Source organism: Streptomyces huiliensis (genome assembly GCF_020037025.1).
Classification (GTDB): Bacteria; Actinomycetota; Actinomycetes; order Streptomycetales; family Streptomycetaceae; genus Streptomyces; species Streptomyces huiliensis.
In genome coordinates this window covers 1-25,855 of the sequence record NZ_JAIQLH010000041.1, presented here as the reverse complement: position 1 = coordinate 25,855, position 25,855 = coordinate 1, and the positions used below count along the sequence as shown (strand labels likewise).

At 68.5% G+C, this 25,855-nt stretch carries 23 protein-coding genes; 3 read left to right on the top strand and 20 right to left on the bottom strand.

Annotation, left to right across the window (positions count from 1 at the left end; all coding sequences use genetic code 11):
- Positions 1 to 2: 2 nt before the first annotated feature.
- From JNW98_RS09280 to JNW98_RS09195, 18 genes are all read right to left on the bottom strand, one after another.
- The gene (locus JNW98_RS09280) at positions 3 to 1,670 is read right to left on the bottom strand and encodes a hypothetical protein (protein ID WP_223767640.1); all 1,668 of its coding nucleotides are present in this window, start codon (positions 1,668 to 1,670) and stop codon (positions 3 to 5) included.
- A gap of 568 nt (positions 1,671 to 2,238) precedes the next feature.
- On the bottom strand, positions 2,239 to 3,081 hold the full coding sequence (locus JNW98_RS09275; RefSeq protein WP_223767639.1) for a hypothetical protein: 843 nt from the start codon (positions 3,079 to 3,081) through the stop codon (positions 2,239 to 2,241).
- 7 nt (positions 3,082 to 3,088) lie between these two features.
- Complete coding sequence (locus tag JNW98_RS09270; protein WP_223767638.1) at positions 3,089 to 5,479, bottom strand: phage tail tape measure protein; 2,391 nt, start codon at positions 5,477 to 5,479, stop codon at positions 3,089 to 3,091.
- A 387-nt stretch (positions 5,480 to 5,866) separates the two neighbouring features.
- Positions 5,867 to 6,178, bottom strand: coding sequence for a hypothetical protein (locus JNW98_RS09265; RefSeq protein WP_223767637.1), 312 nt, complete (start codon positions 6,176 to 6,178; stop codon positions 5,867 to 5,869).
- Between the two features lie 37 nt (positions 6,179 to 6,215).
- On the bottom strand, positions 6,216 to 6,785 hold the full coding sequence (locus tag JNW98_RS09260; RefSeq protein WP_443732494.1) for a phage tail tube protein: 570 nt from the start codon (positions 6,783 to 6,785) through the stop codon (positions 6,216 to 6,218).
- 446 nt (positions 6,786 to 7,231) lie between these two features.
- Complete coding sequence (locus JNW98_RS09255) at positions 7,232 to 7,492, bottom strand: hypothetical protein (protein WP_223767635.1); 261 nt, start codon at positions 7,490 to 7,492, stop codon at positions 7,232 to 7,234.
- A complete protein-coding gene (locus JNW98_RS09250; protein ID WP_223767634.1) occupies positions 7,489 to 7,824 on the bottom strand; it encodes a head-tail adaptor protein in 336 nt (111 codons plus the stop codon). The genes JNW98_RS09255 and JNW98_RS09250 overlap by 4 nt, the downstream gene beginning before the upstream one ends.
- Entirely contained in the window at positions 7,821 to 8,276 is a 456-nt protein-coding gene (locus JNW98_RS09245) for a hypothetical protein (RefSeq protein ID WP_223767633.1), read from the bottom strand. Before JNW98_RS09245 ends, JNW98_RS09250 begins: the two co-directional genes overlap by 4 nt.
- A 259-nt stretch (positions 8,277 to 8,535) precedes the next feature.
- Positions 8,536 to 9,492, bottom strand: a complete 957-nt coding sequence (locus tag JNW98_RS09240) for a major capsid protein (RefSeq protein ID WP_223767632.1) — start codon at positions 9,490 to 9,492, stop codon at positions 8,536 to 8,538.
- Between the two features lie 78 nt (positions 9,493 to 9,570).
- On the bottom strand, positions 9,571 to 10,170 hold the full coding sequence (locus tag JNW98_RS09235) for a hypothetical protein (RefSeq protein WP_223767631.1): 600 nt from the start codon (positions 10,168 to 10,170) through the stop codon (positions 9,571 to 9,573).
- Positions 10,171 to 10,179: 9 nt separating this feature from the next.
- On the bottom strand, positions 10,180 to 10,767 hold the full coding sequence (locus JNW98_RS09230; protein ID WP_223767630.1) for a hypothetical protein: 588 nt from the start codon (positions 10,765 to 10,767) through the stop codon (positions 10,180 to 10,182).
- Between the two features lie 396 nt (positions 10,768 to 11,163).
- On the bottom strand, positions 11,164 to 12,600 hold the full coding sequence (locus JNW98_RS09225) for a phage portal protein (protein WP_223767629.1): 1,437 nt from the start codon (positions 12,598 to 12,600) through the stop codon (positions 11,164 to 11,166).
- An 11-nt stretch (positions 12,601 to 12,611) separates the two neighbouring features.
- Positions 12,612 to 14,312 (bottom strand): terminase large subunit, encoded by a 1,701-nt coding sequence (locus JNW98_RS09220; RefSeq protein ID WP_223767628.1) that lies wholly within the window; start codon positions 14,310 to 14,312, stop codon positions 12,612 to 12,614.
- Positions 14,290 to 14,772, bottom strand: coding sequence for a P27 family phage terminase small subunit (locus tag JNW98_RS36855; RefSeq protein ID WP_223767627.1), 483 nt, complete (start codon positions 14,770 to 14,772; stop codon positions 14,290 to 14,292). Before JNW98_RS36855 ends, JNW98_RS09220 begins: the two co-directional genes overlap by 23 nt.
- 830 nt (positions 14,773 to 15,602) lie before the next feature.
- Complete coding sequence (locus JNW98_RS09210) at positions 15,603 to 15,956, bottom strand: HNH endonuclease (protein WP_223767704.1); 354 nt, start codon at positions 15,954 to 15,956, stop codon at positions 15,603 to 15,605.
- 683 nt (positions 15,957 to 16,639) lie between these two features.
- Entirely contained in the window at positions 16,640 to 18,454 is a 1,815-nt protein-coding gene (locus JNW98_RS09205; RefSeq protein ID WP_308015535.1) for a recombinase family protein, read from the bottom strand.
- Positions 18,455 to 18,546: 92 nt separating this feature from the next.
- Positions 18,547 to 19,242 (bottom strand): IclR family transcriptional regulator, encoded by a 696-nt coding sequence (locus JNW98_RS09200; RefSeq protein WP_223767626.1) that lies wholly within the window; start codon positions 19,240 to 19,242, stop codon positions 18,547 to 18,549.
- Positions 19,243 to 19,763: 521 nt separating this feature from the next.
- Complete coding sequence (locus tag JNW98_RS09195; RefSeq protein ID WP_223767625.1) at positions 19,764 to 20,945, bottom strand: Cmx/CmrA family chloramphenicol efflux MFS transporter; 1,182 nt, start codon at positions 20,943 to 20,945, stop codon at positions 19,764 to 19,766.
- A gap of 429 nt (positions 20,946 to 21,374) precedes the next feature.
- Here JNW98_RS09195 and JNW98_RS09190 point away from each other — a divergent pair, with 429 nt between their 5' ends.
- From JNW98_RS09190 to JNW98_RS09180, 3 genes are all read left to right on the top strand, one after another.
- Positions 21,375 to 21,758 carry an RNA-binding S4 domain-containing protein gene (locus JNW98_RS09190; protein ID WP_223767624.1) on the top strand — a complete coding sequence of 128 codons (384 nt, stop codon included), beginning with the start codon at positions 21,375 to 21,377 and terminating at the stop codon, positions 21,756 to 21,758.
- Between the two features lie 629 nt (positions 21,759 to 22,387).
- On the top strand, positions 22,388 to 22,786 hold the full coding sequence (locus tag JNW98_RS09185; protein ID WP_223767623.1) for a hypothetical protein: 399 nt from the start codon (positions 22,388 to 22,390) through the stop codon (positions 22,784 to 22,786).
- A gap of 358 nt (positions 22,787 to 23,144) precedes the next feature.
- On the top strand, positions 23,145 to 24,704 hold the full coding sequence (locus JNW98_RS09180; RefSeq protein WP_223767622.1) for an LCP family protein: 1,560 nt from the start codon (positions 23,145 to 23,147) through the stop codon (positions 24,702 to 24,704).
- A gap of 84 nt (positions 24,705 to 24,788) precedes the next feature.
- Here the strand turns inward: JNW98_RS09180 and JNW98_RS09175 are convergent, their stop codons facing one another.
- Both JNW98_RS09175 and JNW98_RS09170 read right to left on the bottom strand, forming a co-directional pair.
- Entirely contained in the window at positions 24,789 to 25,316 is a 528-nt protein-coding gene (locus tag JNW98_RS09175) for a DUF4142 domain-containing protein (RefSeq protein ID WP_223767621.1), read from the bottom strand.
- A 220-nt stretch (positions 25,317 to 25,536) separates the two neighbouring features.
- Positions 25,537 to 25,855 (bottom strand): hypothetical protein (locus JNW98_RS09170; protein WP_223767620.1); only part of this gene is annotated, 319 nt, incomplete at its 5' end.

The window sequence follows — 25,855 nt, the reverse complement described above, 5'->3', positions numbered from 1 at the left end:
CCTCACAGATTCTTGGTGGTCGGTTCGATGGGCGGATCGGGGGTAAGCCCTGCATCCGCCGGCCGTCCGTTGACGGTCGTCCCGCGGAGCGTGAGCGTCTGTTTCACGGCACCCCCACCGTCCGCCGACGTTTTGATGCCGATCACCCACGCAAGCGTGTCGAGAGCGGCCCCCGTCGCATCCTGGATCCGAACGACGTCCCCTAGCTCAATCCGCGGGTCCGCGAGGATTTCGATATCGGACAGCAGGGGTACGGGCCATGCGCCGGCCGAGCGAATCGCGCTGGCAAGGGTCGCGGCACTCGCATCGTCCTGAATCCAGCCTCGCGGGTCGTGGACGAAATCTTGAACGCCGTAGGCGCGTTGGCTTTCGTCGTCCTCGTCCGTGGTTTCGATGTCGGACGGCGAGACGGCAGAGTCAATGTGCGGAGTGCTGAATTCGATGGTTGCGTCTCCTGTTTTAGGGGGCCACAGCCATACCGTCTTGTCGCTGACGTTATCCATTCGTACGTAGATCTTCCCGCCGACGCGTGTTGCACTCACCTCCATGGCACCGAATACCGGATTTCCGTCCTGCGTGACGAAACGAATAGTATTCGCCGTTACTGTGCCAGCCGTGACGGGTGGCACTATGTCCAGATCGTCACCACCAATCGGCCAGACAATGCGCAAGCCTGGCTCCCCGGGGGCGAATCTGTATGTATTGATGACGCGGAGGCTGTCATTTTTTGACTTGACTCCTTGCCAGCTCTGCCATTTGACGCCGATGCGATTACGGCATGCGTCTATTTCCTCAGTGGCCGTGACAGAGGCGATATCTCGGCGGGAAGTGAGGGTGAGGTCCGGGGCGTCCGGTGTCGTCTGCCATCTCCCCGGACCGCGCCATCGAAAGATTCCCGCACTGTCGAATTCACACGTCGAGAGAGTGGCTCTCGCTATTTCCGTGATGGCGTCCCACGCACTGCCTGATACCGCAGGGATCATCCGAAGAGGGGCCGTCGGAGCGTCCAGCGTCGCGCCTTTCCGCCACTTCCCTTGCTGCATGCGGTCCTCGTCTGTGGGCGGTTTTTCCCGCAGTCTCGACAGTTGCACTGCCTCTGCTCGAATGGCTCCGAGGCGCACAGTCAGATCACCCAGGCAGCCAGGAGGCAGGGTGATGCCGGGCAGGTCACCTTCTGTGATTGCCCATTGCTTATATTTTGACAGGACATGGCCAGAGACCGTCACAACCCCTGATGCGGACACCGCCACCCAAAATCCGAGATGCCACCGTCCGGCGTAGCCTGCAATATCGGGGATAGTCGTCACGAGCGGCGAAGTCTCGACAGGCGGATTGACCTGCCGAATCGAATATGTGATCGATCCGGTATGGAAGTCCAACCCGATGGTGACGGAATGCACCTTCCCGCCCGCCGAGACCCAAGAAAGGGTGAATGAAAAAGTCCCGTCCTCGGCGGGGTTGAAATCCGTATTATCCACCCATGCTTCGACCCACAGCCCGCCATTAGTGCGGGTAACCGTACGCTTCTCGGGCGAATATTTCGCCCACGTGGTGCCATCCGACGCACCCGTGACGGCGCATTCCCACGGCGCATCACGCCGTGCCCAGTGCGACCAATCCCCGCCGAGGCCCAGCAGATACCCGATATCGGCAGCGGCGCCACCGTGCATGGAAGCATAAAGAATGCACCCGTCTCGCGGAGGCGGACAGGTGTGAATCCCAGCGTTACGCAAAAGGTGGTCCACGCACCATTCGGAGCTTGCCACCCAATTCGTATCGGGACCATAGGGGGTGCTGGGGTCGATACCTCCGCTCGGCCGAGGGAGTCGCGCCGGTCCGCGCAACCTCTCCGCGCCGTCCAGCGCGGTGACCCGCACCGTGTCCGTGCCGGATGCTGCCGACCGGGAGCGCACCGACCCGCGGAACGCCGGCAGGACGGACGAGCCGACTCCCCACCCGTGCGTGACCGACTGCCCTGGTCGTACGACGTCTCCCGTCACCCTCGGCGCCCACGGGCCGTAGAGCGCCGGAGCCGACGCGCCACCGGTGCCGACGAGCGTCAGATCGAGCTGCGCCGAGGACGAGCCGGAGAAAGCCCTCATGGCGTCCGGGAGGTCGGTCCCGTATGACCGATCCAGCGTCCACGACTCGACCTGTCCGGCCATCTCCCGCCCGCCGAGACGCGTCGAATGTGTGCCCGTGCGGGCGCCCTCGGACAGCGCGTCCGTCAGCGACTTATCACCCGGCCGCACTGGTCACCTCCACCAGGTCTAGGGAGACGTCCCGGTATCGGCCGTCGCCGGCCGTCGCGGCGTGCGAGTAGCCAGTGACGCTGTAAGGCGGTGTCCCCTCTCCGTAGGGTCGGTCTCCGGCGAGTAGGGCCGCCGACGTATCGCCGACCGTGAGCGCCGAGAATCCCATTTCCCACACGCCCGTCTTGTTGAAACGGACGGCAGGGCGGACGAATGCTCCACGCGTCGGCACGGCGCCCACCAACGGCCTTTCAGGGGGCCCGACTTGACCACTCACGTACCCGGTCGCGCGGTCGTGCCAGAAAAGGCACAGACGCGCGATCCCGGCCCCCGCGGCAATAAGACCGGGTACCCACCAGGTGACCGTCATCCCCGGTGTCACGGGAACGTACGGCCACCCGGAGCCGATCCAGTTCAGGTCTGACAGGCCATTTGACGGCAGCGTGTCCACGGACACCGTGACCGGGTCGGAGGGCGCTGCCCCGCCGTACAGGGTCATCTCTTTGGCGTTGCCCGACCACGCCGACAGAGACCCGGTCCCCGCGCTCTGCGCCCCGCCGAGCAGATTCCGTGTCAGCGGGTCGATTACCGCGACCGGCCCGGGGCCGTCGAGACGGCGCACCAGGCGGTCAAGGACTTCGTAGTCCGGCCGCTCCAGTGCTTCCCACTGGATCTTGAGCCGGCGGGGCAGCACGGGGGCCGTCCACGTCGTCACCGCGCCGGACAGCGCCCGGAACTCCGTTGTGCTGATCTCCGGCGACCGGTCGTAGCTCGTCGCCCCGTCCGTGATTTCCCGCATGGCCCCGGGACGGCCGATCCACATGCCCACCTTCCGTTCACCTCCTGGCAAGTTGGCGTTGCCCCGCCTCGACGGCGCGAGCGATTTCCTGTTCGCCGACGCGGACGACGATTTCCCGTCCCCGGTCGGCGTCCAGGGCGCGCAGCAGCTCGGCGAGCCCCGGCACCTGAACGGCACCCGCGCGGGGCAGGGGGACGGCTCCGGCCGGCGCGGGAGTCCCGATGTCCGGCACGGTCACCATGGCGCGAAGTCGGGCATCAAGCGTGGACTGTTCGGCATCGATACCGGCGACGACACCCGCGGGAATCCAACGCCCGACCCGATCGGCGAGAACACGTGAGGGAGACCGGATCCCGAGGGCTTTCGCGATGGGGCCCGGAATAACGCTGGTCGCCCAGTTGATTAGCGTGTTCTTGAGCCAGTTCCCCATGCTTTTGACGCCGTTCCAGATGCCGCGCACGAGGTCCTGCCCTTTGCCGACGAGCAGCCACCCGAAATCGCCAAGACCGTCACGGATCCGGCCGGGAAGACCACGCATCCAACCGAGGAATTCACCCATTTTCTCAACAGCCCTACGACTGAACTCGACCACCCATTTGATGGCTCCGATGAACGCGGACCCCAGGGACCCAAGAAATCCAATCACGTTGCCTATCCACCCGATGACAGTGCCGATCGCGGAGATAAGGAACGAGAAAATCGGACCGGCGAGCTGTATCACGATCGGGATCACAAATCCGAGGATCTTCGCGGCGAACTGTCCGAGCCATGACGCCACGGTCGCGATCACGTCGATAAGGGGTCGGCACTTGTCGACCAGAGCGCGGAGTTTATCGCCGATCATCTGCACTGCGGGGGCAACCCGATCCGATATGAAGGTAGACAGCGAGGCGAATACGGGTTGCAAGTTGGTGAGGATCGCGGACCATATTCGCATCACTGCCGGCCAAACCACCTCAAGCATGATTCGGCCTAGCGACGAGAGAACAGGAACTACGGCGCTGTAGACGGCGGAGTACAGCGTCATGAAAGCCGGGACGAGCTGAGTCACGAAAACTTGCCCTAGCCCCTGTAGAGCGGGCCAAAGCGTATCCCGAGCCAAAGTGACGAGCCCCTGAAGGCCCGGCAGCAGAGCGTCCCGCAGGGTCCCGCCGAGGGTGCGCAGCGTCTCCCCGAAGATGGCGACAGAGGCGCCGCCACCCCCGGAAGAGAAAGACGACAGGAATCCGCCCACGAGATCCTTGGCCGTGCTGAAGACGGGCCCGAATGTATCGGCCATGAAGCGCCCGAAACTCATCAGCGCAGGAATCACCGTACCGCCGAAGAAATTCGTCAGACCGACTTCCACGGTGCGCTTGAGCTGCTGAATCCTTGCCATCGGCCCAGAATGCAGCGCTTCGCCCATCCGGTCGGCCGCTCCGGCGGTATCTCCGAGTGCCTGCACAGCCGTTTTCGGATCCATGGCGAGCAGGGCTTTTCCGAGGTCTTCAGCTTTAGTACCGAAAAGACCCACGGCGACTTTGGATTGCTCCGCCGGGTCTTTTATTCCCTTGATGCCATCAAGAACCTGTTGCAGTCCCTCGCGGGCACCCTTCCCGCCGCCTGCGACTTTCCTTGTCATTTCCTCGGCGTTGAACCCGAGGGCCTGGTACGCTTCAATGCTGGATTTATTGCCGTCCGTCGCCCGGATTTGAAATTCCTTGAGCGCGTCGGCCATGGTGTCGGTGTCACGGGCGCCCGCTTTCATGCCCTGTGCCATAAGTCCGAAAGCTTCGGCGCCCGACAGTCCGAGGTCACGGAATTTGGTGCTGTATTCGTTGACCGTGTCCGCCATGTCATCGGCCCGCGGACCCATTTTTTGCATAGCGGCTGTCAGCAGATCAAGGGACTCCGTGCCGTCTTTGGCAAGCCCAGTTTTGATCATCTGCCCGACTGCGTTACTGGTCTGGCCGATGTCCAGCTCGAACGTTTTTCCAAGGTCCGTGACCTTGGAAGTGATCGATTCAATCTGCGCATTCGTTGCATCAGGCGGGAGAATTCCAGCGCGCATCACGCCGGATATGCTCTGCGCTGCTTCCTCAACAGAATCGGTAACGCCCCGGGCGTACACCTGGCCCGCGACTTTGCCATACCGGGACGCTTCGGCCGGAGTGGCACCGAGTTGAGCCTGTAGCTTTCCGTTGATGGCGCCCTGGTCAAGAGCGCCCAGGAACCCCTTTGTGAGCAAACCGGCAGCAGCAAGACCGATACCGGCAAGCCCGCCCTTGAGGATTCCTCCCATTTTGCTGGTGAATCCTTCGCCTGCTTGCTGTCCGCCTTGCTGCCCCGCTGTCTGCGACGGTCCGGTGACGTGCTGCCGGAGTTGTGCCGCGAAACCTTGGACTTCCGGAACGATCGATACATAGGCAACACCGACTTCAACCGCCATCGCGGTTCACCCCCTCGGCCGGCTGAAAGCGGGACAGATACTCAGCCACTTCCCGCGGGTTCCGCGCTGTCCCTCCGACGCGCCCCTGCCGTACGCCCGGCCGCGGAATCGGCGACGGTCGGCGAGAAGGTGTTTTCGATCCTGCGTTGCCCCGCTGCCAATTCGCCTCAGCCAACCGGTCATGCACCGCCGCGAGTAGGTGGGTCTCCAGCGTCCATCCGGCATCCGCGCCCGCCATCGTCCGGGCAAGCGCGGAGTCTGACGGCAAGTTCACGACCAGGGCGCGGAGCCGACGAGCCGTCAATCCCGACTCCGGCCGGAACAAGTCCCGGATATCCAGCCCGTAGTACCGCTGTAGGTCCGCCTCAATCGCCTCCCCGTGCTCCTCTAGGAGTCGGTAGAGGCTCGCGCTTCCCCCGGCGTAATGCCCTCATGGCGCTGCCACTGACGGAAGAGTTCGCCGAGTGCGGCGAGCGGCGCCGGCGTCTTGTCGAAGACGGCCCACTGGTCGCCGAGACCGGCGCGGAGCAGGCGTTCGATGTCCAGCGGCGAAGGGTCCGCGACGTTGACTGTAGAGAGAATCGACTTGTCCAGCTCGCCGGCCGGAGGCATGGTGAAAATCTGGCCTGCAAGGGTGAATCGAAAAGGCTCCTTGCGGGTTTCCTTCACCCAGACGTCGAGATCAAACGGAGTGCTCATCTGCCCTCAATTCCACGAAGTTGAAAAAACGTTTCTCTTACGGAGTCTTGGGCGGCTCAGCGGCCCACGCCGGATCATCGCTGTACTTGTAGGCAACGGTGCCGTCAGCGCCCGGGTAGCCGGTCACAGTGATCTCGTAAGAGACGGCTTCGTCGGCCTTATAGGTGACGTCCCCGGTTTCGGTAACCTCACCGTCCGGGATCACGATGCGGACGTGACTGGAGCCGTCGATGACGTCGAAGCCGAAAAGACGGCGGTCGGTTGTCGGAGCCTTGATGGCAAGCACACTCTTGCCGTTGGTCGTCGTCATCTTGGCGCCCTTGTGGTACAGCTCCAGGACGGCCCGGCTCGTCTCAATCGCTGTGAACTTGAACGTCATCTCGGACGAGCTGATCACCTTGCGGACGGTCTGTCCGCCTTGCCACCCCTTGATCTCTGAAGTGTCCGTGGAATTCGACTCCGTAATGCCGTCCTCGGATATCCAGCCGATATCCGTAGCAGCAGCCGGCCATGTGCTCGTTGCGTCGGTCGGTGCAGTAGTTCCCTTCGGTGCGACGTACGCGGCGCCGGTTATGCCGACGCGCACAGCGCTAGCGTTCAGAGGCATAGGTGTCCCCCTGTTGTGATGCTGATGGTGGTGTGCGCGGGGCCGCTACAGGGGCCGCCCGCGCATATGAATCTCAACCGCGAAGCTGAATCGGGGAGTTGACGAAGCGGCGTCCGGTAGCCACTGCGGTCCCGCCACCTCCGTCACCCGGTAGACGGTCACGCCACCGCGAACCCCGGGCATGACGGCGACCAGGGCGCGGGAGAGCGCGCACAGCTCGTGCGCGTCGTACTCGGTAGGCGCCCAGCATTCGATGTCGAGCCGAGGCCGGTCCGACACCGGGGTTTGTCGGAGTCCGCCGAGGCGTTCCACCCGGACGAAAGACGCGGGGCGCGGAGAAGGGACCCGGGAGACGACCGGGGCCGGCCTCCCCGCGTCGGCGAGAGCCTGCCGGAGATACCGAACGGCAACGGCTACGGCGTCCGGCATGACGACGATCGGGCGGCTCATTCCCCGCCCCCGTCCAGGGCGGACAGCAGGGCACGGCGAGAACCGCGGAGCCCCCCGGACTTCGGCCAGTTGTAGTTGCCGATCACAGCGGCCCGCCATCGCATCGCACCGAGAGCAGCGTCCGTACGGAAATCGCCATCGGCCCCCGCCGCCGCGACGGAGATTCGGCGCGCGATCCGGCGCACCTCGGCGCCCGTCTCAGGCGTCTTCATGAGGGAGTTGATCCCGGGCCGGTTCGGTACGAACCGCGCGCTCACCCGCGCACCTCCTTGAGACGCGCTTCGGCATGGTGTAGCCGGCCGCCGAGGACGGGACGCGCGACATCCCCGTCCACCTCCAGGACGCGCCCGCCGTACTCCACCCGATCCGCCGACGTCAGGTCGATGTCGGCTCCGCGGCGGGTGATGAGCCGGAGCCCCGTCGTGACGACGTGACGGTCCCCGGTCGCCTCGGTGCTCACGTCCGGCTGTACGGACACCCGGCGGACGGTCGCCCTGGTCGCTGCGCTCCAGTCCCGCACGGCGTTCCCGTAGGGGTCGGTCACTAAGGGGGCGCGGACGACGACGACCGTCTGTGCGTAGTGGATCATTTGAGCCTCACCACCGCCGCCACCCGCCGGTACCGCGCGAGAAGATCCCGGTCCGCGGGGGCGAGGGACGCGCCGATCGTCTCGGACGCGTAGGTGACCGACACCCCGCCCACGGTCTCCTGTCGGAGGTCCGCAGGGTTGTTCAGCACCCGGCCGGCGAGCGTGAGCACGACCGCGCGCACATCCGGCGGCACGGTCGCGTACCCGTGCGTGTAGGTGACGACGACCGGCCCGCCGACCGACCGGGGCAGACGGATCCGGTCCCGGACCAGCGTCCAGCCGGACACCGGATCCAGCACCGATCCGGCGCGCACCGCGTCCACGGTGATCACGGGTCGCTGCGGCAGCGTCGCCCACCCGGCCCGCGGGTACAGGGCCACGGTCGTATGCCGACGCGTGAAGCTCTGCCTTGCCTCGGCGCGGACGATCGCGCTCGCGGTGTCCAGCGCCATCGGGGCAGACGATGGAAGCTCGGCGGGGTCACGCTGCATCCACGCCGCAAGTTCATCGACCGTCGCCAACGGGGGAAGAACCATTCGACACCCCCTCTACTTCACTGTTTGAGCGCCGCATTCTTGGCACCGCGACAGGACGCGCACGTCACCCGCAGAGTCGACAACCCGAAAGGTCTCAACCCGAGAGCGGGTGACGCACGCGTCTGTGTGCGGAAGCCGAGGAACGGGCGCCCTCTTACGGGGCGGCATTCCGCTTCTACTTCGCGAGAACGCCGGTCAGGCGCGCAGCAGCCCTACCGCCGAAAACCGCGAGACCGCAATAGAATTCGATCCGGGTCCGATAAGCCGGCTTGGACTCAAGCTGTCCGAGGTCATCGACCATGATGCCGCCGTTGGTAAGGCCGGTAACCGCCTGGTCGCCCTCATCGGAACCGAAGCGCACAGCGTAGATGGACGACGCATCGGAAGCGGTTCCCTGCGTCTCCGTCTGCGGCAGGATGTCCGCACCGGCAGCGTTCTGCCCAGGGTCCAGGATCGGAATCCCGTTGTAGGTCGCCACCGTCTTCTGAGTCAGAGATTCCTTGACCATCTCGTACCCGCCGATCCGGCGTCCGGCGGACTTAATCCGGGCGATCACAGCGCGGTTCGCGTACAGAGCGCCGTTGGACGCGTTCAGGCCCCTGACCTGCCCGATCAGTGCGTCCAGAAGGTCAAAAAAGGCGTGCGGGTCCTTGACTCCGTCGCCGACGATGGGAGTGCCATTGGTGCCCGCCGACATCACCTGGGCACCCGTCAGGCGCTTGCGCAGACCGTCAAACGACTTGGGGTTCGTCGCGATGTCACCGTTAAAGAAGGTGTCCTGGAACTTGTACGCGGCAGCCTTGACCTTCATGCGCGTCTGAATAGCGCGCTGGTCGTTCAGATTTCCGCGGGTCTTGACGATAAACCGGTCAACGTCCGCGTCACCACCCAGAATTACCAGGTTCTCTGTCTTCTGATTCACGGTGCCGGTGGACTCGGCGTAAGACTCGTTTACCGCCCGGAACTCAACACCCGGGAGCGTCGCCTCTTCGTTGTAGCCGTACGCGTTCCCCTCGACCTGCATGAGCGGAAGCCGGTCAAGAATCGGAGACTCTTGAATGAACGTCTCGACTACGCCGCGCTGAAGATCAGTCGTGCTCAGCTTTGCAGCCTCGGGCAGAGTAAGCGCCATGAAAACTCCCTGATTTTTGGCATGAAAAAAGGGGCCACCGAAAAAGTGAACCCCTGCCTACGGATCGGATCGTTTGTGCTAGCTGTTGTATGCGCGCCGCAGCCTGTCCAGCGGCGTACCCGGCTCAGGTTCCGCCGACGAGCCCCGCGGGCCCGCCCCGACGTCACCCCAACCCGCCGGCTGCGCGGGCGCTCCGTCGGCAGCAAGGTACGGCTTGTCCTTGACGAGCTGGGCCACGGCATCGGCCACGGCGTCCGCCTTGACGGTCCCGTCTTCGGCGACGAGCCCCGCGGTGTCGACAAGGGCCAGAGCATCCGCCGGATCGCGGAGCCGACCAGCGGCAGCCGCGCGCACCTCGGCGCGAACGAGCTGCTGCGTGAACTCCGCGCGCACTTCGTCCCGCAGCGCATCCACGTCCACGCCCTTCACCGCAGCGTTCGCGCGCCGGAGCCGCGATACCTCCGCCTCAAGCTCGACGACCCGCGACTCAGCAGCCTCCCGCGCCGCGCGCTCCGTCTCCGCGTCGGCCTGGTCGTCGTCCTGGTGCCCGTCGGTCTCGCCGGCCGGGGCCTGCTCGCCCTCGGGCGCCGTGCGTTCGCCCTGGTTCTCCGTGCCGGGCACCTCCTGGTCATCGCCCGTCGGCTCGTCCGCCGAAACGGTGCTCGTCGTGTCGTCCATCCGTTCCTCCTAGGTGATGTATCCGTGCTTCCGCAGTAGCGCTATCTGCCGTTCCCGGTCGTCGCCAGCGAGCCTCAGCACTGCCTCGGGCATCAGGCGCGCCTCACGGGCCCGCTCGTACCGCCCGCCGCCCTCCGCCTTGCCGAAACCGGCGTCCAGGGCCCGCCCGCCGATGCCGCGCCGCGTCGTCCCCTCCGTCGTGACCTGTACCGGCCCGCGACCGGTCGTTGCCGTCGAGAGGCCACGGCGAGCGTTCACGATCTGCCCGAGGTCCGCCCCCCGCTCCAGAGCCTCAACCCCTGCCGCGCCGAGGGCCCGCCGCTGCTGCTCCGGCGTCATCTCCCGCAGCATGTCCTCAGGCGTCCGGGTCGCCTTCCAGTCCCTATCTGCCATCGGCCGCATGCCGCAATCGCACCGCGGGTGCCGCTGGAAGCCCGTGCTGTGGCTGTACTGCCGACCCGAGAGGATCAGACAGCGCGCACACGCCGGAAGGTGCACGACGCGCACGTACGCCACGCATGATCGCTCCGCCGTCATGGCCACCTGAGTGGCAGCACGAGCCGTGTCCGTGATCTGTGTCGCCACCATCATGGACATCTGCGCCACCCCCCCGCGCTGCCGCTACCTCGGCCGTCTCCCCGACCGCGAGACTCTGCGCCGTCGTAATCGCCGGGTTGAACAGCAACGACGCAAGCGGACGCCCATCCGACGCGACACCGACCAGGGCGCGCGCATCCACCGCGCCGGCCGGAGCCGCCGCCGCACCCTGCGCCAGCACGGCGCCCGTCACGAACTGCTGCGCCCCTTGCGCCGCGGAGAGCTGTCCGGCGACGACCGCGCGGAGGATCTGCTGTCCGACGTCCCCTTGCATCGCGGAGAGGATCCGGTCCGGCGGGACGTCCCGCCAGAGGCCCTGTACCGCTTCAACGACGCTCCGAGCCGTCGCCTGCACCTGCCGATACCGCGCGTCGGCAAGCGCTTCGGCACCCGCCACTACGCGGCGCCCGGCATCTCGTCGGTCGTCGCGTCGTCGCCCTGGTCGCTCGGCATCGGTTTCGGCCCGAACAGGTCCGCGACGGTCCCGCCGAGGATCGCGCCCGCGGCGTCGGTGCGCATCGTCTTCCACCGCTCGATTTCATCCGGGGTAACGCCCGGAATGCGCTCCCACAGCGCTTCATCAGGAACCCCGATCGCCTTCAACTTCACTAGCGCGTCGCTGTATTGGGAATCGCTGCGGAACTGGGGATCCCTCCACACCACCGACCCGAGCGACAGCGCTTCCGCCCGGCCGGTCTCGCCGGCTGCAAGCGCTTCCAGCCGCATAACCTCCCGGAGTGCCGCACCGAAGTGCCGTTGCCGCTCCGTCACTTTGGCGACTAGACCGGCCTCGGATGCGGCAAGCGCATCCGCGCTCACGTTTACCATCTGTCCCACCAGATAATGAGGTGGGGTGCGCGTCTGCGCCGCGATGTGGTCGACCGCCGTAGCGATCACCTTCATGTAGTTTTCGAGATTCGCGGCCGAGAACTCCGCTATGCGCGCGCCCTCTTTCTCAAGCCACAGCAGACGGTCCGACCGGAACTTATCCAGCGGCAAATCTTCTTCGCCGACCACTTCCCCGGTCTCCGGATCCACGATCTCACGGACGGGACGATCCATTCCGGTGATGACACGCGCAGGAAGCGCCATACTGTCGCTTGCCGTCAACAGATGCGCCCACAGAGTATTCACCGCGTCCTGTAGCGGGACGACGGACGCAATTTCAGACCTCGGCGGGCCGTGAAGCTTGGAGCGGTTGGGGAGTTCGACCAGCGGAACAGACCCGATCGGATTCGGAATGTGCGCGGACTCCGAGGGGCGGAGACCGGTCACACGCTCCGACCACTGCCCACCCTCACGGGACCGACGTTCCCACCGGTAGACCGTGTTCGGCGTGAACAGTGTCGCGAACTCCCGATGCGCGTACCGGTCGGCCCACACTTTGAGTCCCGCCGCGCGCACTCGGCGACGGCCCGGCACGTACTCCACAACGGCGCTGGACGCGTGCTCAAAGGTGATCTCGGTGCCGCTCCCACCGGGATTCCACACAAGCGCGTACGCCCGCCCGGTAATCAGCGCGTCCAACAGCGCGAGACCGATTTCCACATCGCACTCTGACCGTCGCCACGCCCGGCCGGCCGCCTGGTCCAGCGTGCCGTCCTCAAGACGGAAACCAAGCGGCATCAGCCTCTCTACCGTCGCGTCCGGAACCGTGGCGCACCAGTTGTCGGAAAACTCTTCGAACAACCCGCCGGTCTGCGCCGTAAATTCAGGCGACGCGAACAACAGGGGCCGCTTCCCCTCGTACGCATCCGCCCACTTCTTAGCCGCGTGCTTCCGGCGCATCAGCTTGCCGTACAGCCGTGCCGTCATCTCTATCGGCGATTCCATTAGACTCCCTCCTACGCACTCGCTGCCCGAGGGCGCCTAATCGGCCGACGGACGTACCCGTCAAGGGCCATCACCGCAGCGGCAATTCCGTCGATACGCGCCGACGCCTTGTCTCTGTCGGGCTTCACCGGGCGAAGGTTGTCGTTTCCGTCTCGGTACACCTCAACAACTGAGGCGTTCCAGCGCAGGAGTGGGTTCCCGCCGTGTCGAATCCGCCCCTCCCGCAAGAGTCGCTCCAATTCCTTGCAGCCCGGAGACATCCCGAGATAGGTCTGTGCGACCGGCACAACGTCCACGCCGCGGGTTTTCGCTTCGACCCGTTGGACAAGCTGTCCGGCAAACATGCGGTCGTAGCTGACCCGTTGCACGTCCAGCCGGCGACAGTCCGCGATCACCTGCCGTTCTATCGCCCCGTAGTCGATCGCGTCGCCTTCCGTCAGGGTCAGCAACCCGTCCCGCGCCCACTGCCGAAGCGGCACCATGAGTTGCTGCTCTAGTTCGTCCGCCCGTTCCTCGGGAAGCCAAAACCGGCTGATCAACTCAAGTTCCACGCCCGGTTGTCGCGATTCAACAGCAAGCACCCATGCTGACAAGTCCGAAACCGCGGAGAGGTCGACACCACCCCACGCGCGCCGACGCCGGAACCTCTCCTCATCCACCCGGCCGGCGTTCGCGTCCCACACGTCCAGAGGAAGCCAGCGAGACGACGACCGCATGCGCCGGTTGAGCGACAGACGGCAAAACGTCGGGAAGTAACTCGGTGTGCTTCTGGCCTTGTTCGCCTCTCGACGCATGTACGCCAACGAAGGGGAGGTGCCAAGACCCGGATTCGCCTTCCGCCAAGTCGCCTCAGAAAAAGGGTCGTCGCCTTCCTCGGCCGCCCAGATCACGCCGTAGTGCGCGGGATCCTGGACGACGCCATCAGCAATCCGGCGAGTGTAAGTGTGCTTCTCGTCGTAGATGCTGCCCTCGGTGCCCTCATCGGCCGTCGTGATGAAGAGCACCAGCGGTTGATCTCGGGCACCCGTGCCGGTCTCGATCGCGTCAATTAGGTCACGCCGCTTGTGCACGTGCACCTCATCAACGATCGCACCGCTTACGTTCAGTCCGTGGGCCGTCTCAGCGATTTTCGACAGGGCACGGAAAACTCCGCCGGTCCGGGGGACACGGATCACGCCCCGCAGCACCTCTACACGCCCGCGTACGGCCCGGCTCGTGAGCGCCATGCGCTTAGCGTCATCAAAGACGCGCTCGGCCTGCGGAAGCGATCCTGCGGCCGCGTAAACCTCGGCACCAATCTCCCGGTCGGCGAGCAGCAGAACCAGGCCGACACCGGAACTCAACGTGCTTTTGCCGTTCTTCCGCGGTACCTCAATCCACGCTGACCGGATCACGCGGACCGGCCGGCCTAGTTCGTCGTCGTGATACAGCCACCCGAAAATTGGCGCAACGACCCAGACGACTTGCCACGGGGCGAGCTTCAACGGCGTCGAGCCCCAACGGCCCTTAGTGTGTTTGAACGTCTGAATCGCCGAGACAGCGCGACGAGCCGCCGCGGTATCGAAGAACGCGCCCGGAGCCGCCGCAGCCTGGCACGCGACGACGAGCGGACGCGACGCTAGCGCGTCGGATATCTCCGCATCGGACAAGCCGAGGTCGCGCAACGCGTCCGGAGGAACGGGGAGATCGTCAGTCGAACACTCCGTCGTCATCGTCGCCCCCGTCCTCCGGCGGAGTGACTCGCGTTGCCGATGCGGGGCTCAACCCCAGTTCCCCTGTTAGCGCCCGAAAATGGCTCCGGTACTGGTGCGCGATCGTCACCCACGGACTCTTCACGTTCCCGCGCTCCGTCTCGACTACCAGGCCGGTCCGGCTCAACTCCCGCTCCGCCTGCCAAAGACGCGCAACCGTTACGCAATACTCGATCGCGGTTTCCCGCTGTGCGTCCGTCAGACCAGCGGACATGACCAGGGCGGGAATCGTCCGCGCCCAGACATCCGCAGCCTTCCCGCGAACGTCCTCGGCTGCCTCGCCCGGCAGCAGCTCCGACCAGTCCGGTTCTACCGGATCCGTCGGGGCGAAGCGCGCACCCTCGGAATTCCGGTCGGGCCGAAAGGTCCCCTCCCGGACCGCCTGAATATGAGGCTTGGGTTTCGCCCCCCGAATTCCCATAAGTGATCACCTTTCCGGAATTTCAAGATCCACAAGAATGGCCTAATTCGCCACGAGAGTTTTTTCCCTCCCTGCCGATCAGCGTCGGGAGAGGCAGGGGGTCACCCCCTGGTCAATTCGGACATTCACGACCGTCGAGGCTTGATCCTTTCGGCCGCCCAACCACCCGGTTGAAGCCGCGCCGTCTCACGGTTGTGGCACGACGAGCACAGCGGACGCAGACGCGACCACGCGTCCGGATCCGGCACGCCACGAGCCACCAGGGACCGGCGGGACTCCGGGAAGTGATCGGCGACCGTCGCCGTGCGCGAGCAGATCACGCACCACGGATGCGCGTACAGGTAGCGGCGCCTGATGCGCTGCCAACGCGAGTCATAGCCACCACGAACCGTGGAACCACGCTGCCGCTCAGCCTCACGAGCATGCCGCTCGCACCGTCCGCCGGCGCGCGTCAGATCGGGGCACCCCGGGATGCTGCACGGGGGGCGGGGACGTCTCGGCACGGGGGCACCTCCGAGGCAGGGGGGCACGTGAAAGCCCCGGCCGGTAGCAGCCGGGGCATGGGGGCGCGTTAGCTACGCCGTTGGAAGACAGCGCGCAGAGTTACAAGAGCGCGTCGCCGAACCTCCGGATCGGGATGTGCGACAGCAGTAATGATCACAGCGGTAAGCGCAGCGCTGAGGCCGTAGCCCGAAGCTGCCCACGGGGTGATGTCCATGGGCAGGCACGCTAGAACCTCGGTCGTCATCGGACCATCGTGAAAATCGGGGCATGCAGAGGTTTTCACGCAAGCCGAGGTCAGCATGCGGCAGTTTTCACGCAAGCCGAGGTCAGCGTGCGGGAGTTTTCCCGCAGCGCCCGAACTCCGTCGCAGTCTTGAGCTGGTGGCACTCTCGGCACAACACGTGCACGTTCCCGTCCGTGTCGTCCCCGCCGAGAGCGAGCGGACGCACGTGATCCACCTCAAGGCCCGACGCCATGTACACCCCGAGACACCAAGCACACCAACCGGAACCGCGCTCGTCCAGCACTCGCCGGAGCCGCGCGGCTCCGTCGTGACGAGCCGCACGACGACGGCCACGAGACCGACGCGCCCGCACCGCGGGACGATCCTCGTGCGCCTGGTGGTGAGCCTCGCAGCGTCCGCGGGCGGTTGCCGGCTCCGTGCAGTCGATACAGCGCATGATGCCTCCTCGCAGCGCCGCAGGAACGACGCGCAACGAAACGAAGATGCGCAGCTTCATGAAGCTCGGCATCTTCGACCTTTTTCAGGGCCCGCACCGGCGAACGGGTCGGACATCGAGGGGACCGCATCCGTCCACGCCCCCGTAGCGCCCCGGAAGGCGGGTTACACGTCGGCGGTGCGGTCCCCGCGCGCTCCCGGACTTCGGCAGACCACCCCGGTAACCAGCGGGGCGCGTGATGCGCGGGAACGCTTGGTAGGAGTCGGGCACTCAGACCGCCGGAGCGCTCAGTGAGGGGTGCGCGGTAACCCGCTCCTACTACATAAGAGGGACCAGCGAATTCCCGCGCCATCAGCAGGGGCGGCGGGTGTCGGTGCCTCTACTACATAAGAGGGACCAAGGAATTCCCGCTCCCCAGCGCCCTAGCCCGCTGCCGCCGGATCCGTCTGCAAGGGGTGCCCTCGGTGGTCCGGGTGGTGATGTGGTGAAGTGAGGCCCAAGTCTGTTTTCTCTTAGGTTTTTTATGTGATTCAAAAAACTACTAGTAAACCACCACTTCACCACCCTCTCCGCTGTCCGGCCCGCCGACCCCGGCCCCGAGGCGCGAGACGGCCGCGTGCGGGCCCCGGAGCGCCCCGGACGGGCAAGGGGCGTCCGAGGGCTCACACGCCCCTGACGGCCCGTCAGGCTGCCGTGGCGAGACGTGCGCGGGCACCCGGGACGGGAGCGTGCTCCCGCTGGTGCTCCCGCTGGACGGTTTCCGCGACGGCAACCGCTTCTTCCACGACGGGCGCCAGTTCCCCGGTGATCGTGAAGTCCACGCGCTTCACGTCCACGGTGCGCCATCCGCCGCGTCGTCCCCGCCGGACATCGAGTCGGACGCCTGCCTCTATGAGCATGGCTCGTCGTCCTGCGGTGTCGGCCTGGTGCCAGTCGTCGGCGTAGGTGCGGCCGGTCGGGATGCGCTCCGTGCGGGGCTCCACCTTCTCTCGGGACTCCAGTTCGGCGAGACGGGTGTCCAGGCCGTCATAGTGGCGCTGCCATGCTGCCTGCGCTGCCTTCGACTTCTGCCGTCCCTGCTGCTTCTGGTGCTCCTCCAACTCCCGCGTGGTGGCGTCTATCTCGGGCTGAGGGTCGTACCCGGGGACGGTGATGGTGCGGGTGTACTGCACGGGTCCGACGAGCCGCAGGAACGCGTCGGTGACGTGCTCGTCCACGAATCCGGCGCCCACGGTCGTCGGGGCGGGGCAGCGCTCACCCGACTTGAAGCTTGCGCACTCGTAGGTGTGCTTGCCCTTCTTGTAGTACATCCGTCGTCCGCATCCGGCGCAGTGGATGACGCGGAGCAGCAGGGCGGACGAATCCTTGCGGACCGGGGCGGTGGGCTTGTCCTCGGGCTTGTCCGCGGCAGGCTTGGTGAGGAGTGCGCCGACCTCGTCAAATTGCTTGCGAGTGAGGATCGGGCTTTCCGTGATCATGATCGGATTGCCCTTGTCGTCACGAACGGGCTTGTTGTCGTGCATCTTCCATCCGAGCAAGGTTTCCCGGCGGAGGAGTTTCGCGATGCTGCGTGCCTGCCACTGCGCGAACTTCGGGTGCTTCCCCCGACGTGCGGGCATCGGCACCTCGTCGGCCTGGTCGCCGTGCTTGAGCTTGTGCTTGAGGCGTGCCCAGTGCTCCGCCGGCGCGGGGACACCTTCCTCGTTCAGGGTGAGCGCGATCGTGTGCAGCGCCAGACCCTTCTTGAGCATGCGGATAATGCGCTTGATGACCTTCACGGCCTCGGGATCCTGTGCGAGCGTCCAGCCCGATCCGCCGTGTTCCTTCGGCATGGGGATGGGCATGTAGCCGTACGGGGCAGCACCGCCGCCGCGCCAGCGGAGCGCCATGGTGCGCATGGCGGCTTGGGCGCCGGTCACTCGCTCTTTGATCGATTGCGTCTCGACTTCGGCCGCGAACGCAAACAGCGTCATCATGAGGCGGCTCATGAGGTCCATGGGGTTGCTGAAGTCGAAGATCAGTCGGCCTCCGCCGACCCCTTCCGCGAACACCAAGACTTTCTGGTGCTTCTGTGCCCATTCGGCCAGTTTGGCCATGTGTCCCATGCTTCGGATGGCCCGGTCGAAGCGCCAGAACACCAAGGCGTCGAAGTCGTCCGGTCGGGCGAGCCACGCGCCTAGCTGCGGACGATCGAACGGGGACGTCGTGCTAGCGGAGACATCAAGGTCAACGGCCTCGCGGAGGGTGGCGCCGGTGCCGAAGTCGATGTTCAAGGCGGCGGCGGCCTGGTCGTCTGCTTCGCGCTGCCGTTCCGGGGACGTCGTCTCGTCGGTCCATACGGAGAGCCTGATGCAGCGAACCCCCCGCAAGGTCGTCTCGAAGACGGTGCCTGTCAGGGGGTTAGCCGCTATGGCAGGGGTGGTGCTGGTGAGAGGCGTCATACTCTCTGTAGGGACCAGCGAATTCCTGTCAGTGCCCTTGACCTGCGCCTTTGCCACCACGGGTGATCATCTCCAGACGTACCACTCTGGAGATCCGGGAAAGGGGCGGGACCGGGGCACCCCAAAGCACGGGCCGCACCAGGCGGGTCTCACCGCACCGGCGCCCCCGCCAACCCGGCGGACACCGCCCGCGCAGCATCCCGCAGCGCCTCCTCGTACCGCCCGGACGTCCCGCTCGCGGGCGAGAGCAGTCGCCGCGGACCGACCAAGCACAGCGCCGCCACATGCCCCACCCCATCCGGACAGGGAACGCACGCGGCCAGCCGAGCCTCATCCGGGCCGGCCCCCGGCTCATGCACACACCGCGGGCAGTGGCCACGCCGGCTGTCGCACGGCCCGGCCAGCACCCGCGCCGGGGCGCTCCCGCGCGGGAGGACCTCCCCGGTCACCAGCCGCTGCGGCGTATCGTCCGGCCGGAAGACGTGGTGCACGACCTGCGCGCCCTCAGGATGCGCCACGGCGAGCAGGACGCTCATACCGGTGCGCGAGGCGAGGCCGTCGGCCCAGGTCAGAGCGGCGGCGCGGACGTCGTTGGGGTCCCGCGGCGCTCCGTGCGCCGGGGCGGCGGGCGAGCGGAAGGGCTCCCCGGGGCGGCAGGTGCCGGACCCGGCGTCGTACTCGACCAGCCCCTCCGCGCGCAGTCCGCTGATCAGATCGCCGAGGGTGCGGTCCGGCAGGTCCAGGGAGGCGGCCAGCCGGCGGAAGGTCACACCGCGTTCCGGCTCGCGGGCCAGGAGCTTCAGCACGGCGCCGGTGGTGCCGGCGGGGGCTCGGTACAGGGGCATCGGAATTCTCCGTTCCGTGCGAGGTTCGCGGGATCGGCTCCGGCGGGACGGCCCGGGCCCTCCGGCCGCCGCCGTGGACCCGGCCGTCGTGCCACCGGGACCGTCCACGCTAGGCGGGGACCGCCCGCGGCCCGATCCGCCGATCGGGGGACCGGCCGGGGGAACCCGCCGTCCCCCGGCCGGTGGACCGTGCCGGGCCCGGCACGCGCCCGACGCCCCTGCCCCGCCGCCCCGTCCGGACGGCCGCGCGGCGTGACGTCAGCGCTCGGCGGACCGGCGCCGTCCGTCACCGCGGCCCGGGGCACGCGCCGTACGGCTGCGCGGCGGCGGCCCGACCGCGGCAGAACGGCCCCCGGAGCCCTGCCGGAACCGCCGGGCCGGCCCAGGCGCGGGGCCCCTTCCCTTTGGTCCCTCTGGTCCCTCTGACCAGCCCAGCCGGACGAGGCGTTCCGACCCCGGCGGGCGGCTCTGCCGAGGCCCGGTCGGCGGGGAAGGCGGGTCCGCGAGGCGCGAACGCCGCGTCACCCGAGCCCGCCACCGGCGCTCCGCCCGGCCGTGACCCCGCCCCGGAAGGCAAGCGCGACCAGCAGTGCGACGGCGACCAGGAGCCCGCTCGCCCACAGCGGCCCGCGGTTCCCGAGTGGGGTGCCGAGCGCGGCCGCGGCGACGAGCGGGCCGACGGCGGCGCCGACGTTGAGCGCGGCGGTCGCGTAGGAGCCGGCCATGGTGGGGGCGCCCGCCGCCGCGTAGAGGACCCGCGCGATCAGGGTGCTGCCCAGCGCGAACGACAGCGCTCCCTGGACGAACACGAGGGCGAGCAGCGCGGCCGGCCGGTCGGCCAGCAGGGCCAGGGCGGGCCAGCCGGCGAGCAGCGGCGGGCCGCAGACCGCGACGACCAGGCCCGGCCGCCCGTCGGAGCACCGTCCGGCGGCGGTGACGCCGACGAGGGAACCGGAGCCGAAGAGCATCAGGGCGGCGGAGACCCACAGCTCGCCCAGCCCGGCGGTGTCGGTCACGACGGGGGCGAGGAAGGTGAGGCCGGCGAAGGTCGCCGCGTTGACCAGCGCGCCGAGCAGCATCACCAGGAGCAGCCGCGGACTTCCCAGCCGCGCGAGTTCCGCCCGCAGGTTCGGCCCGCCGGTTCCGGCCGTCCGCTCCGGGCGGGCCGGGAGCCCCCGGAGGATGCCGGCGGCCGCGGGCAGGCAGAGTGCGGCGACGGTCCAGAACACGGCCCGCCAGCCGAGCAGCGCGCCGAGCGCCGCGCCGCCGGGGACCCCGGCGATCGTGGCCACCGTGGTGCCCGACAGCAGCACGGCCAGCGCGCGGCCCTTCCGGTCGGGCGGGACCAGCGCGGCGGCGGTCGTCAGCGCCAGGGCGAGGAATCCGGCGTTCGCCAGCGCGGCGGCGACCCGGGTGGCGAACAGGACCGGGAAGCCCGGCGCCGCTGCGCCCGCGACGTGGGCGGCCAGGAAGAGGAGGACGAAGCCGAGCAGGCCGGCCCGGGCGGGCAGCCGACGGGCGAGCGCCGCCGTCAGCGGGGCGCCGACGGCCATGCCGGCCGCGTACGCCGGGGTGAGCGTGCCCGCCGTCCCGACGGTGACGCCGAGGTCCGCGGCGAGGTCCGGCAGGAGTCCGGCGAGCATGAACTCCGAGGTGCCCATGGCGAAGACGGCCACGGCGAGGAGGTAGAGGGCAAGAGGCATCGAGTGGCTCCGGGGCGAGGAGAGGCGTGAGGTACGGGCTTCTCGTCACCGCGGCCGGCCCCGAAGGCGCACTCGTCCGGCCGCGGAACGCGGCCGACGACAGACCGTGCTCGACGGCAGGGCTGTGGGATCAGTGGCGCAGGGGGCTGACGGCGTGACCGAAAGCCCCCACCTCGTCCGACTCGGGACTCGACATGGCCCGCACGCTACCCGGCCGGCGCCCGCGGACGCACCCGGGTTTTCCGGTCCTGGCGATCCTGGCGGTCTGACGGTCCTGACGGTCCTGACGGTCCTGACGGTCCTGACGGTCCTGGCGGTGCGGGGGGTGCCGGCGGTGCCGCTGTGCCCCTGACATACCCGTGTGGTCGCCTGACGCGCCCGTCCGGTCCGGCCGTTCGTCCGGGGAGGCCCCTGGCATAGAGTCGGGGCATGGTTGCAGGAGACGAGGGGCCCGTACGCGTCGACAGCTGGATCTGGTCGGTACGGCTCACGAAGACCCGCTCGCTGGCCGCCACGGCCTGCCGCGCGGGACACGTCAAGGTCAACGGGGAGCGAGCCAAGCCCGCACAGCCGCTCAAGACCGGTGACGAGGTGCGGCTCTTCCACGCCGGACGGGAGCGGATCGTCGTCGTCTCCCGGCTGGTGCGCAAGCGGGTGGGCGCCCCGGTGGCCGTCGAGTGCTACGTCGACAACAGCCCGCCGGCGCCGCCGCGCGAGGTGGTCGCCGCGCTCGGGGTACGCGACCGCGGCACGGGACGGCCGACCAAGCGCGACCGCCGCGAGATGGAGCAGCTCCGCGGCGGCCGCCACTAGGACCGGGGGCGAGCCGGGGGCGGGTCACCGGCCGCTGACCGCCCCCGCCTCAGCGGCTGCGTCGTCGTCACGCCGTCCGCCGACTGCCCGGCCCACGCGGGGACTTGCGGCAGTGCGACGACGGACGCCGCCGCTACGGACGCGCACGGGCGCGCGCGGACGCCTGCCGGCGCGACCCGACCGGACGCACCGGTAATCGCGCACCAAAAAGGGCGCAGGGAATAACGGCATTACGGGAATTCTCGGAGCCGGCCGCCGAGGCGACTTTACGTGCCGCGAAATCAGGCCCGCAACCGATTGTTTTGAGCCCCAAGTGGCCCACCCCGTCGAGCATTTCGGCATATCGGACGGCAGGGCGGGCGGAACCGTGGGTTCAGTCGTCGGTGACATGAAAAGGGGTGGCGGGAATTCCCCGTCGTTTGTTCCGTTTCGGCGCCTGACGGATGGGGCTGGTGTGACTGAGAGATGCTCTTGTGGCGATGGCCGGGGGCTCTCTACGCTCGACCGCGTTCCACTCCACGGCCGTGGATCGGCAGTTCGCGAGCTCGTTCCTTTCGGGACATCCGTTGTTTTCCCGCGGTAGGACGGCTCTGCCCCGTTTGTCTCACGGAATTACGCAAGGAGTTATTGTGGCCCGGTTCAACAGCAAGCTGATCGGTACCGTTCTCACCAGCGCCGCCCTGGTCGTCGGCCTCGCCGGCTCCGCCTCCGCGGACAGCACCGACGTCGAGAACTACTACGGCGTCGCGGAGATCCACGGCAGCAACGGCAGACTCGGCTGCTACGACAAGCGGGCCGAGGGCTGGGGCTTCAACGCCGAGATCGAGGTCTGGCACGAGGGTACGCGCGGCTGGATGACGTCCGGCGTGAAGTGTTACGACGACACCAGCCGCTCCACCGACGACTCGGGCTGGACCTGGGTCGGCGGCGACTTCCGCAAGGGCACCAACGCCCGGATCCACGTCTGGGGTTCGCGCGGCAGCAGCACGGAAGGCCACGCGTACAGCCGCACCGTCACCATGGGCTGACGCGCGTCGGCGGGCCCCCGGGGCCTGGGCGGGGGCCGCTCCTCCCGCCCGTGATCCCGGAACCGTGATGCCCTCGGCTCCGGCCGGTCGCGCACCCGTTCCGGCGGACGGATGCGCGACCGGCCGGCCGTGCGCGCCCGGGGCTCCGACGGCCGTTCTGAACCCGGACCTTCCCCGCCCTCATCCCCGCCCGCGTCGTGAACAGGCTTTCGCCGGACGCCCGTCGGGCACCCGCCCCGCACGCACACCGCTCCCGGCGCGGCCGTCACCGGACCCCCGCCTGGCTCGTTGAGCGGTCGGGCGGGTACGGGTCGCCGATGACCGCCCGCCGGCTAAGGCACGGCAGGAAGGGCGGGCGATGCGCGACCCCCGCGGCAACCGCGAACCCCGCGGGGGCAGGAACGGGCACCGGGGAACCGAAAGCCGGGCGAGACCCGCCCGCAGTCCGGGCCACGCCGCCCGGATCGGCGTCTGCCTGGCCTCGGCCGCCGTCCTGGTGGTCGCCGGCACCGGCTGGCTCGCCGGCCACTGGATCGGCGACGGCCTCACCACCTCCCGGGCGCTCGACGCCCTGCGCGAGAAGGCGCCGCGCAAGGAGGACGACTCCGTCAACATCCTGCTGATCGGCCTGGACAGCCGAAAGGACATGAACGGCCGCGATCTGCCCCGGCAGTTCGTGCAGGAGGAACTGCACGCCGGCTCCAGCGCCATCGGCGGCTACAACACCAACACCCTGATCCTCGTGCACATCCCGGCCGGCGGTGGCCGGGTCACCGCGTTCTCCATCCCGCGCGACGACTACGTCACGGTCCCCGGCGGACGCGGCGAGCACAAGATCAAGGAGGCGTACGGGCTCGCCAAGGCCGAGGCCGAGGACCGGCTGGCCGCCGAGGGCGTCCGGGGCGCCGAGCTGGAGCACCGCAGCCGCGAGGCGGGCCGCGAGACCACGCTCGCGACGGTCCAGGAGTTCCTCGGGGTCCCCATCGACCACTTCGCCGAGGTCAACCTGCTCGGCTTCTACGACATCGCCAAGGTCCTGCAGCCCATCCCGGTGTGCCTGCGGCACGCCGTCCACGACCACTACTCCGGCGCCGACTTCCCGGCCGGGCGCCAGGAGCTCGACGCCCGCCGGTCGCTCGCCTTCGTCCGGCAGCGGCACGGCCTGGTCAACGGCGACCTCGACCGCACCCACCGGCAGCAGGCGTTCCTCTCCTCCGTCCTGCACAAGCTCACCTCCCAGGGCGCCTGGGGGGACCTGGACAAGCTCGAAGGGCTGCTCGACGTCGTCAAGAAGGACGTGGTCCTCGACGACCAGTGGGACCTGCTCGACTTCGCCCGGCAGGTTCCCAACCTCACCGGCGGCAACGCCGAGTTCCACACGCTGCCCATCGCCGGGTTCGCCAGCCGCAAGGGCGAGGCCGTCAACCTCGTCGACCCCGAGCGCATCCGGAGCATCGTCCGGGCCCTGACCGACCACCGGCGGCCCCCCGACCCCGAGCCCTCCGCCGCCCCCGCCCCGCCCCTCCCGGCCGACGCGTCCTCGACGACCGTCGAGGTGCGCAACGCCTCCGGGGTGTCGGGTGCCGCGGCGGCCGAGTCCCGGGCCCTGTCCGCCCTCGGCTACACCCCGGGCGGGATCGCCAACGCCCCCGCCGCCACCGCCACGACCGTCACGCACGGCGACGGCGCGGACGCCGCCGCCCGGCACATCGCCGCCCGGCTCGGCGCGGACCCGGTCCGGGACTCCGCCGTGCCCGCCCGGCACGTCGTCGTCACCCTCGGCACCGCCCCGCGCACCCCGCGGCCGGCGGGCGACACCTCCGCCCGGCCGGTCGTCCCCGACGGCAGCGGCCGGCTGCCGGACGACGCCTTCCACGGGCAGGCGGTCCGGATGGGCGGGGTGACCTGCGTCGACTGAGCGTTAGGAGCCGAACGCGGACGACCGCGGGGCCGCCCTCGCGGGCCCCGCGGTCGTCAGGGGTGCCGGTGTCCGGTGCGGCACTCAGCGGTGACGCGGCGGCGAGTGCATCATGCAGTCGCGCACCATGTCCAGGTGCCTGGCGACGACGGGCCGCGCCATCTTGGCCGCGTCCCGGACCGTCGCGTCCTTGCCGTGCGCCGCCTCGTTCTCCAGCAGGTCCAGCGCCCGGACGTGCGCGGTGTCCTGGGCCCGCAGCCAGAGGTTGTCGTAGGCGCGGGTCCGCGCCTTCTTGTGGATGTCCTTCAGCTCCTGCTCCTGCTTCGGGGTGACCGAGCGCGGCAGGGTCACCTTCAGCTTGCGGGCGAGCTCCTGGACCCCCTTGTCCAGCATCGAGTGGTCACGGACCAGCACCTTCGCGGTCTCCCGCACGCACGTCGACACGGCGCCCTTCTGGGCGTCGGTGCCCGCGGCGATCTCGGCCAGGTTGGCCTGGTGCACCGCGCCGAGGAAGGCGTCGTCGAGGGCGTCCGTGGCGAGGGCCGTACCGGCCGGCCCCATGGCGAGGGTGAGGACCGCCAGCGCCGTCGTGGCCCGGTGTCGCATACGCATCGTTAGCTGCTCCGTTCGTCGTCGGCCCGCGGCGCGCGGCGCGCACGGGTCCGTCCGGCCGAGGGGCGCCCGACGCGGCCCCTCACGGAGCTGAACAATGCACCCGGCGCAGGGCCGTTGACCTGCCGGACGCCGTCCGTCCCGCCATATGGCCGCGTTCTTTTCGGGCGATCGGGGGTACGGGGTCCGGCCCGGGCGGGGACCGGACCGGACCGCGCGGTCAGCCGAAGAGGCCGGTCACCAGGCCGGTCAGGGCGCCGATGAGGCCGGTGGCCAGGCCGGTGAGGGCGCTCAGCAGCTTGGTGACCAGGGACAGCAGACCGCCGCCCGCGTCGCTGCCGTCGGCGGCCCGCGGGGCGAGCTCGTCCCGCGCCCGCTGGGCGTCCGTCACGATCCGGGCGACGGCGGCCCGGTCCGGAGCGGCCGCCGCGGCCTGCTCCCGCAGCCCGGTGCGGGCCGCGACCAGCACGTCCAGCCGCTCCTTCACCGCGCCGCAGGTCTGGCGCTGCTCGGCCGACGGGCCGCGCACGGCGCCGCAC

Coding starts and splice junctions, on each gene's coding strand:
- JNW98_RS09230 (WP_223767630.1), bottom strand. CDS start 10,767: ATGTCCATGATGGTGGCGACACAGATCACGGACACGGCTCGTGCTGCC.
- JNW98_RS09175 (WP_223767621.1), bottom strand. CDS start 25,316: ATGCGTATGCGACACCGGGCCACGACGGCGCTGGCGGTCCTCACCCTC.
- JNW98_RS09265 (WP_223767637.1), bottom strand. CDS start 6,178: ATGAGCACTCCGTTTGATCTCGACGTCTGGGTGAAGGAAACCCGCAAG.
- JNW98_RS09200 (WP_223767626.1), bottom strand. CDS start 19,242: ATGCCCCTGTACCGAGCCCCCGCCGGCACCACCGGCGCCGTGCTGAAG.
- JNW98_RS09235 (WP_223767631.1), bottom strand. CDS start 10,170: ATGGACGACACGACGAGCACCGTTTCGGCGGACGAGCCGACGGGCGAT.
- JNW98_RS09240 (WP_223767632.1), bottom strand. CDS start 9,492: ATGGCGCTTACTCTGCCCGAGGCTGCAAAGCTGAGCACGACTGATCTT.
- JNW98_RS09245 (WP_223767633.1), bottom strand. CDS start 8,276: ATGGCGCTGGACACCGCGAGCGCGATCGTCCGCGCCGAGGCAAGGCAG.
- JNW98_RS09260 (WP_443732494.1), bottom strand. CDS start 6,785: ATGCCTCTGAACGCTAGCGCTGTGCGCGTCGGCATAACCGGCGCCGCG.
- JNW98_RS09270 (WP_223767638.1), bottom strand. CDS start 5,479: ATGGCGGTTGAAGTCGGTGTTGCCTATGTATCGATCGTTCCGGAAGTC.
- JNW98_RS09220 (WP_223767628.1), bottom strand. CDS start 14,312: ATGACGACGGAGTGTTCGACTGACGATCTCCCCGTTCCTCCGGACGCG.
- JNW98_RS09280 (WP_223767640.1), bottom strand. CDS start 1,670: ATGCACGGTGGCGCCGCTGCCGATATCGGGTATCTGCTGGGCCTCGGC.
- JNW98_RS09250 (WP_223767634.1), bottom strand. CDS start 7,824: ATGATCCACTACGCACAGACGGTCGTCGTCGTCCGCGCCCCCTTAGTG.
- JNW98_RS09180 (WP_223767622.1), top strand. CDS start 23,145: ATGCGCGACCCCCGCGGCAACCGCGAACCCCGCGGGGGCAGGAACGGG.
- JNW98_RS09210 (WP_223767704.1), bottom strand. CDS start 15,956: ATGCGCTGTATCGACTGCACGGAGCCGGCAACCGCCCGCGGACGCTGC.
- JNW98_RS36855 (WP_223767627.1), bottom strand. CDS start 14,772: ATGGGAATTCGGGGGGCGAAACCCAAGCCTCATATTCAGGCGGTCCGG.
- JNW98_RS09195 (WP_223767625.1), bottom strand. CDS start 20,945: ATGCCTCTTGCCCTCTACCTCCTCGCCGTGGCCGTCTTCGCCATGGGC.
- JNW98_RS09225 (WP_223767629.1), bottom strand. CDS start 12,600: ATGGAATCGCCGATAGAGATGACGGCACGGCTGTACGGCAAGCTGATG.
- JNW98_RS09190 (WP_223767624.1), top strand. CDS start 21,375: ATGGTTGCAGGAGACGAGGGGCCCGTACGCGTCGACAGCTGGATCTGG.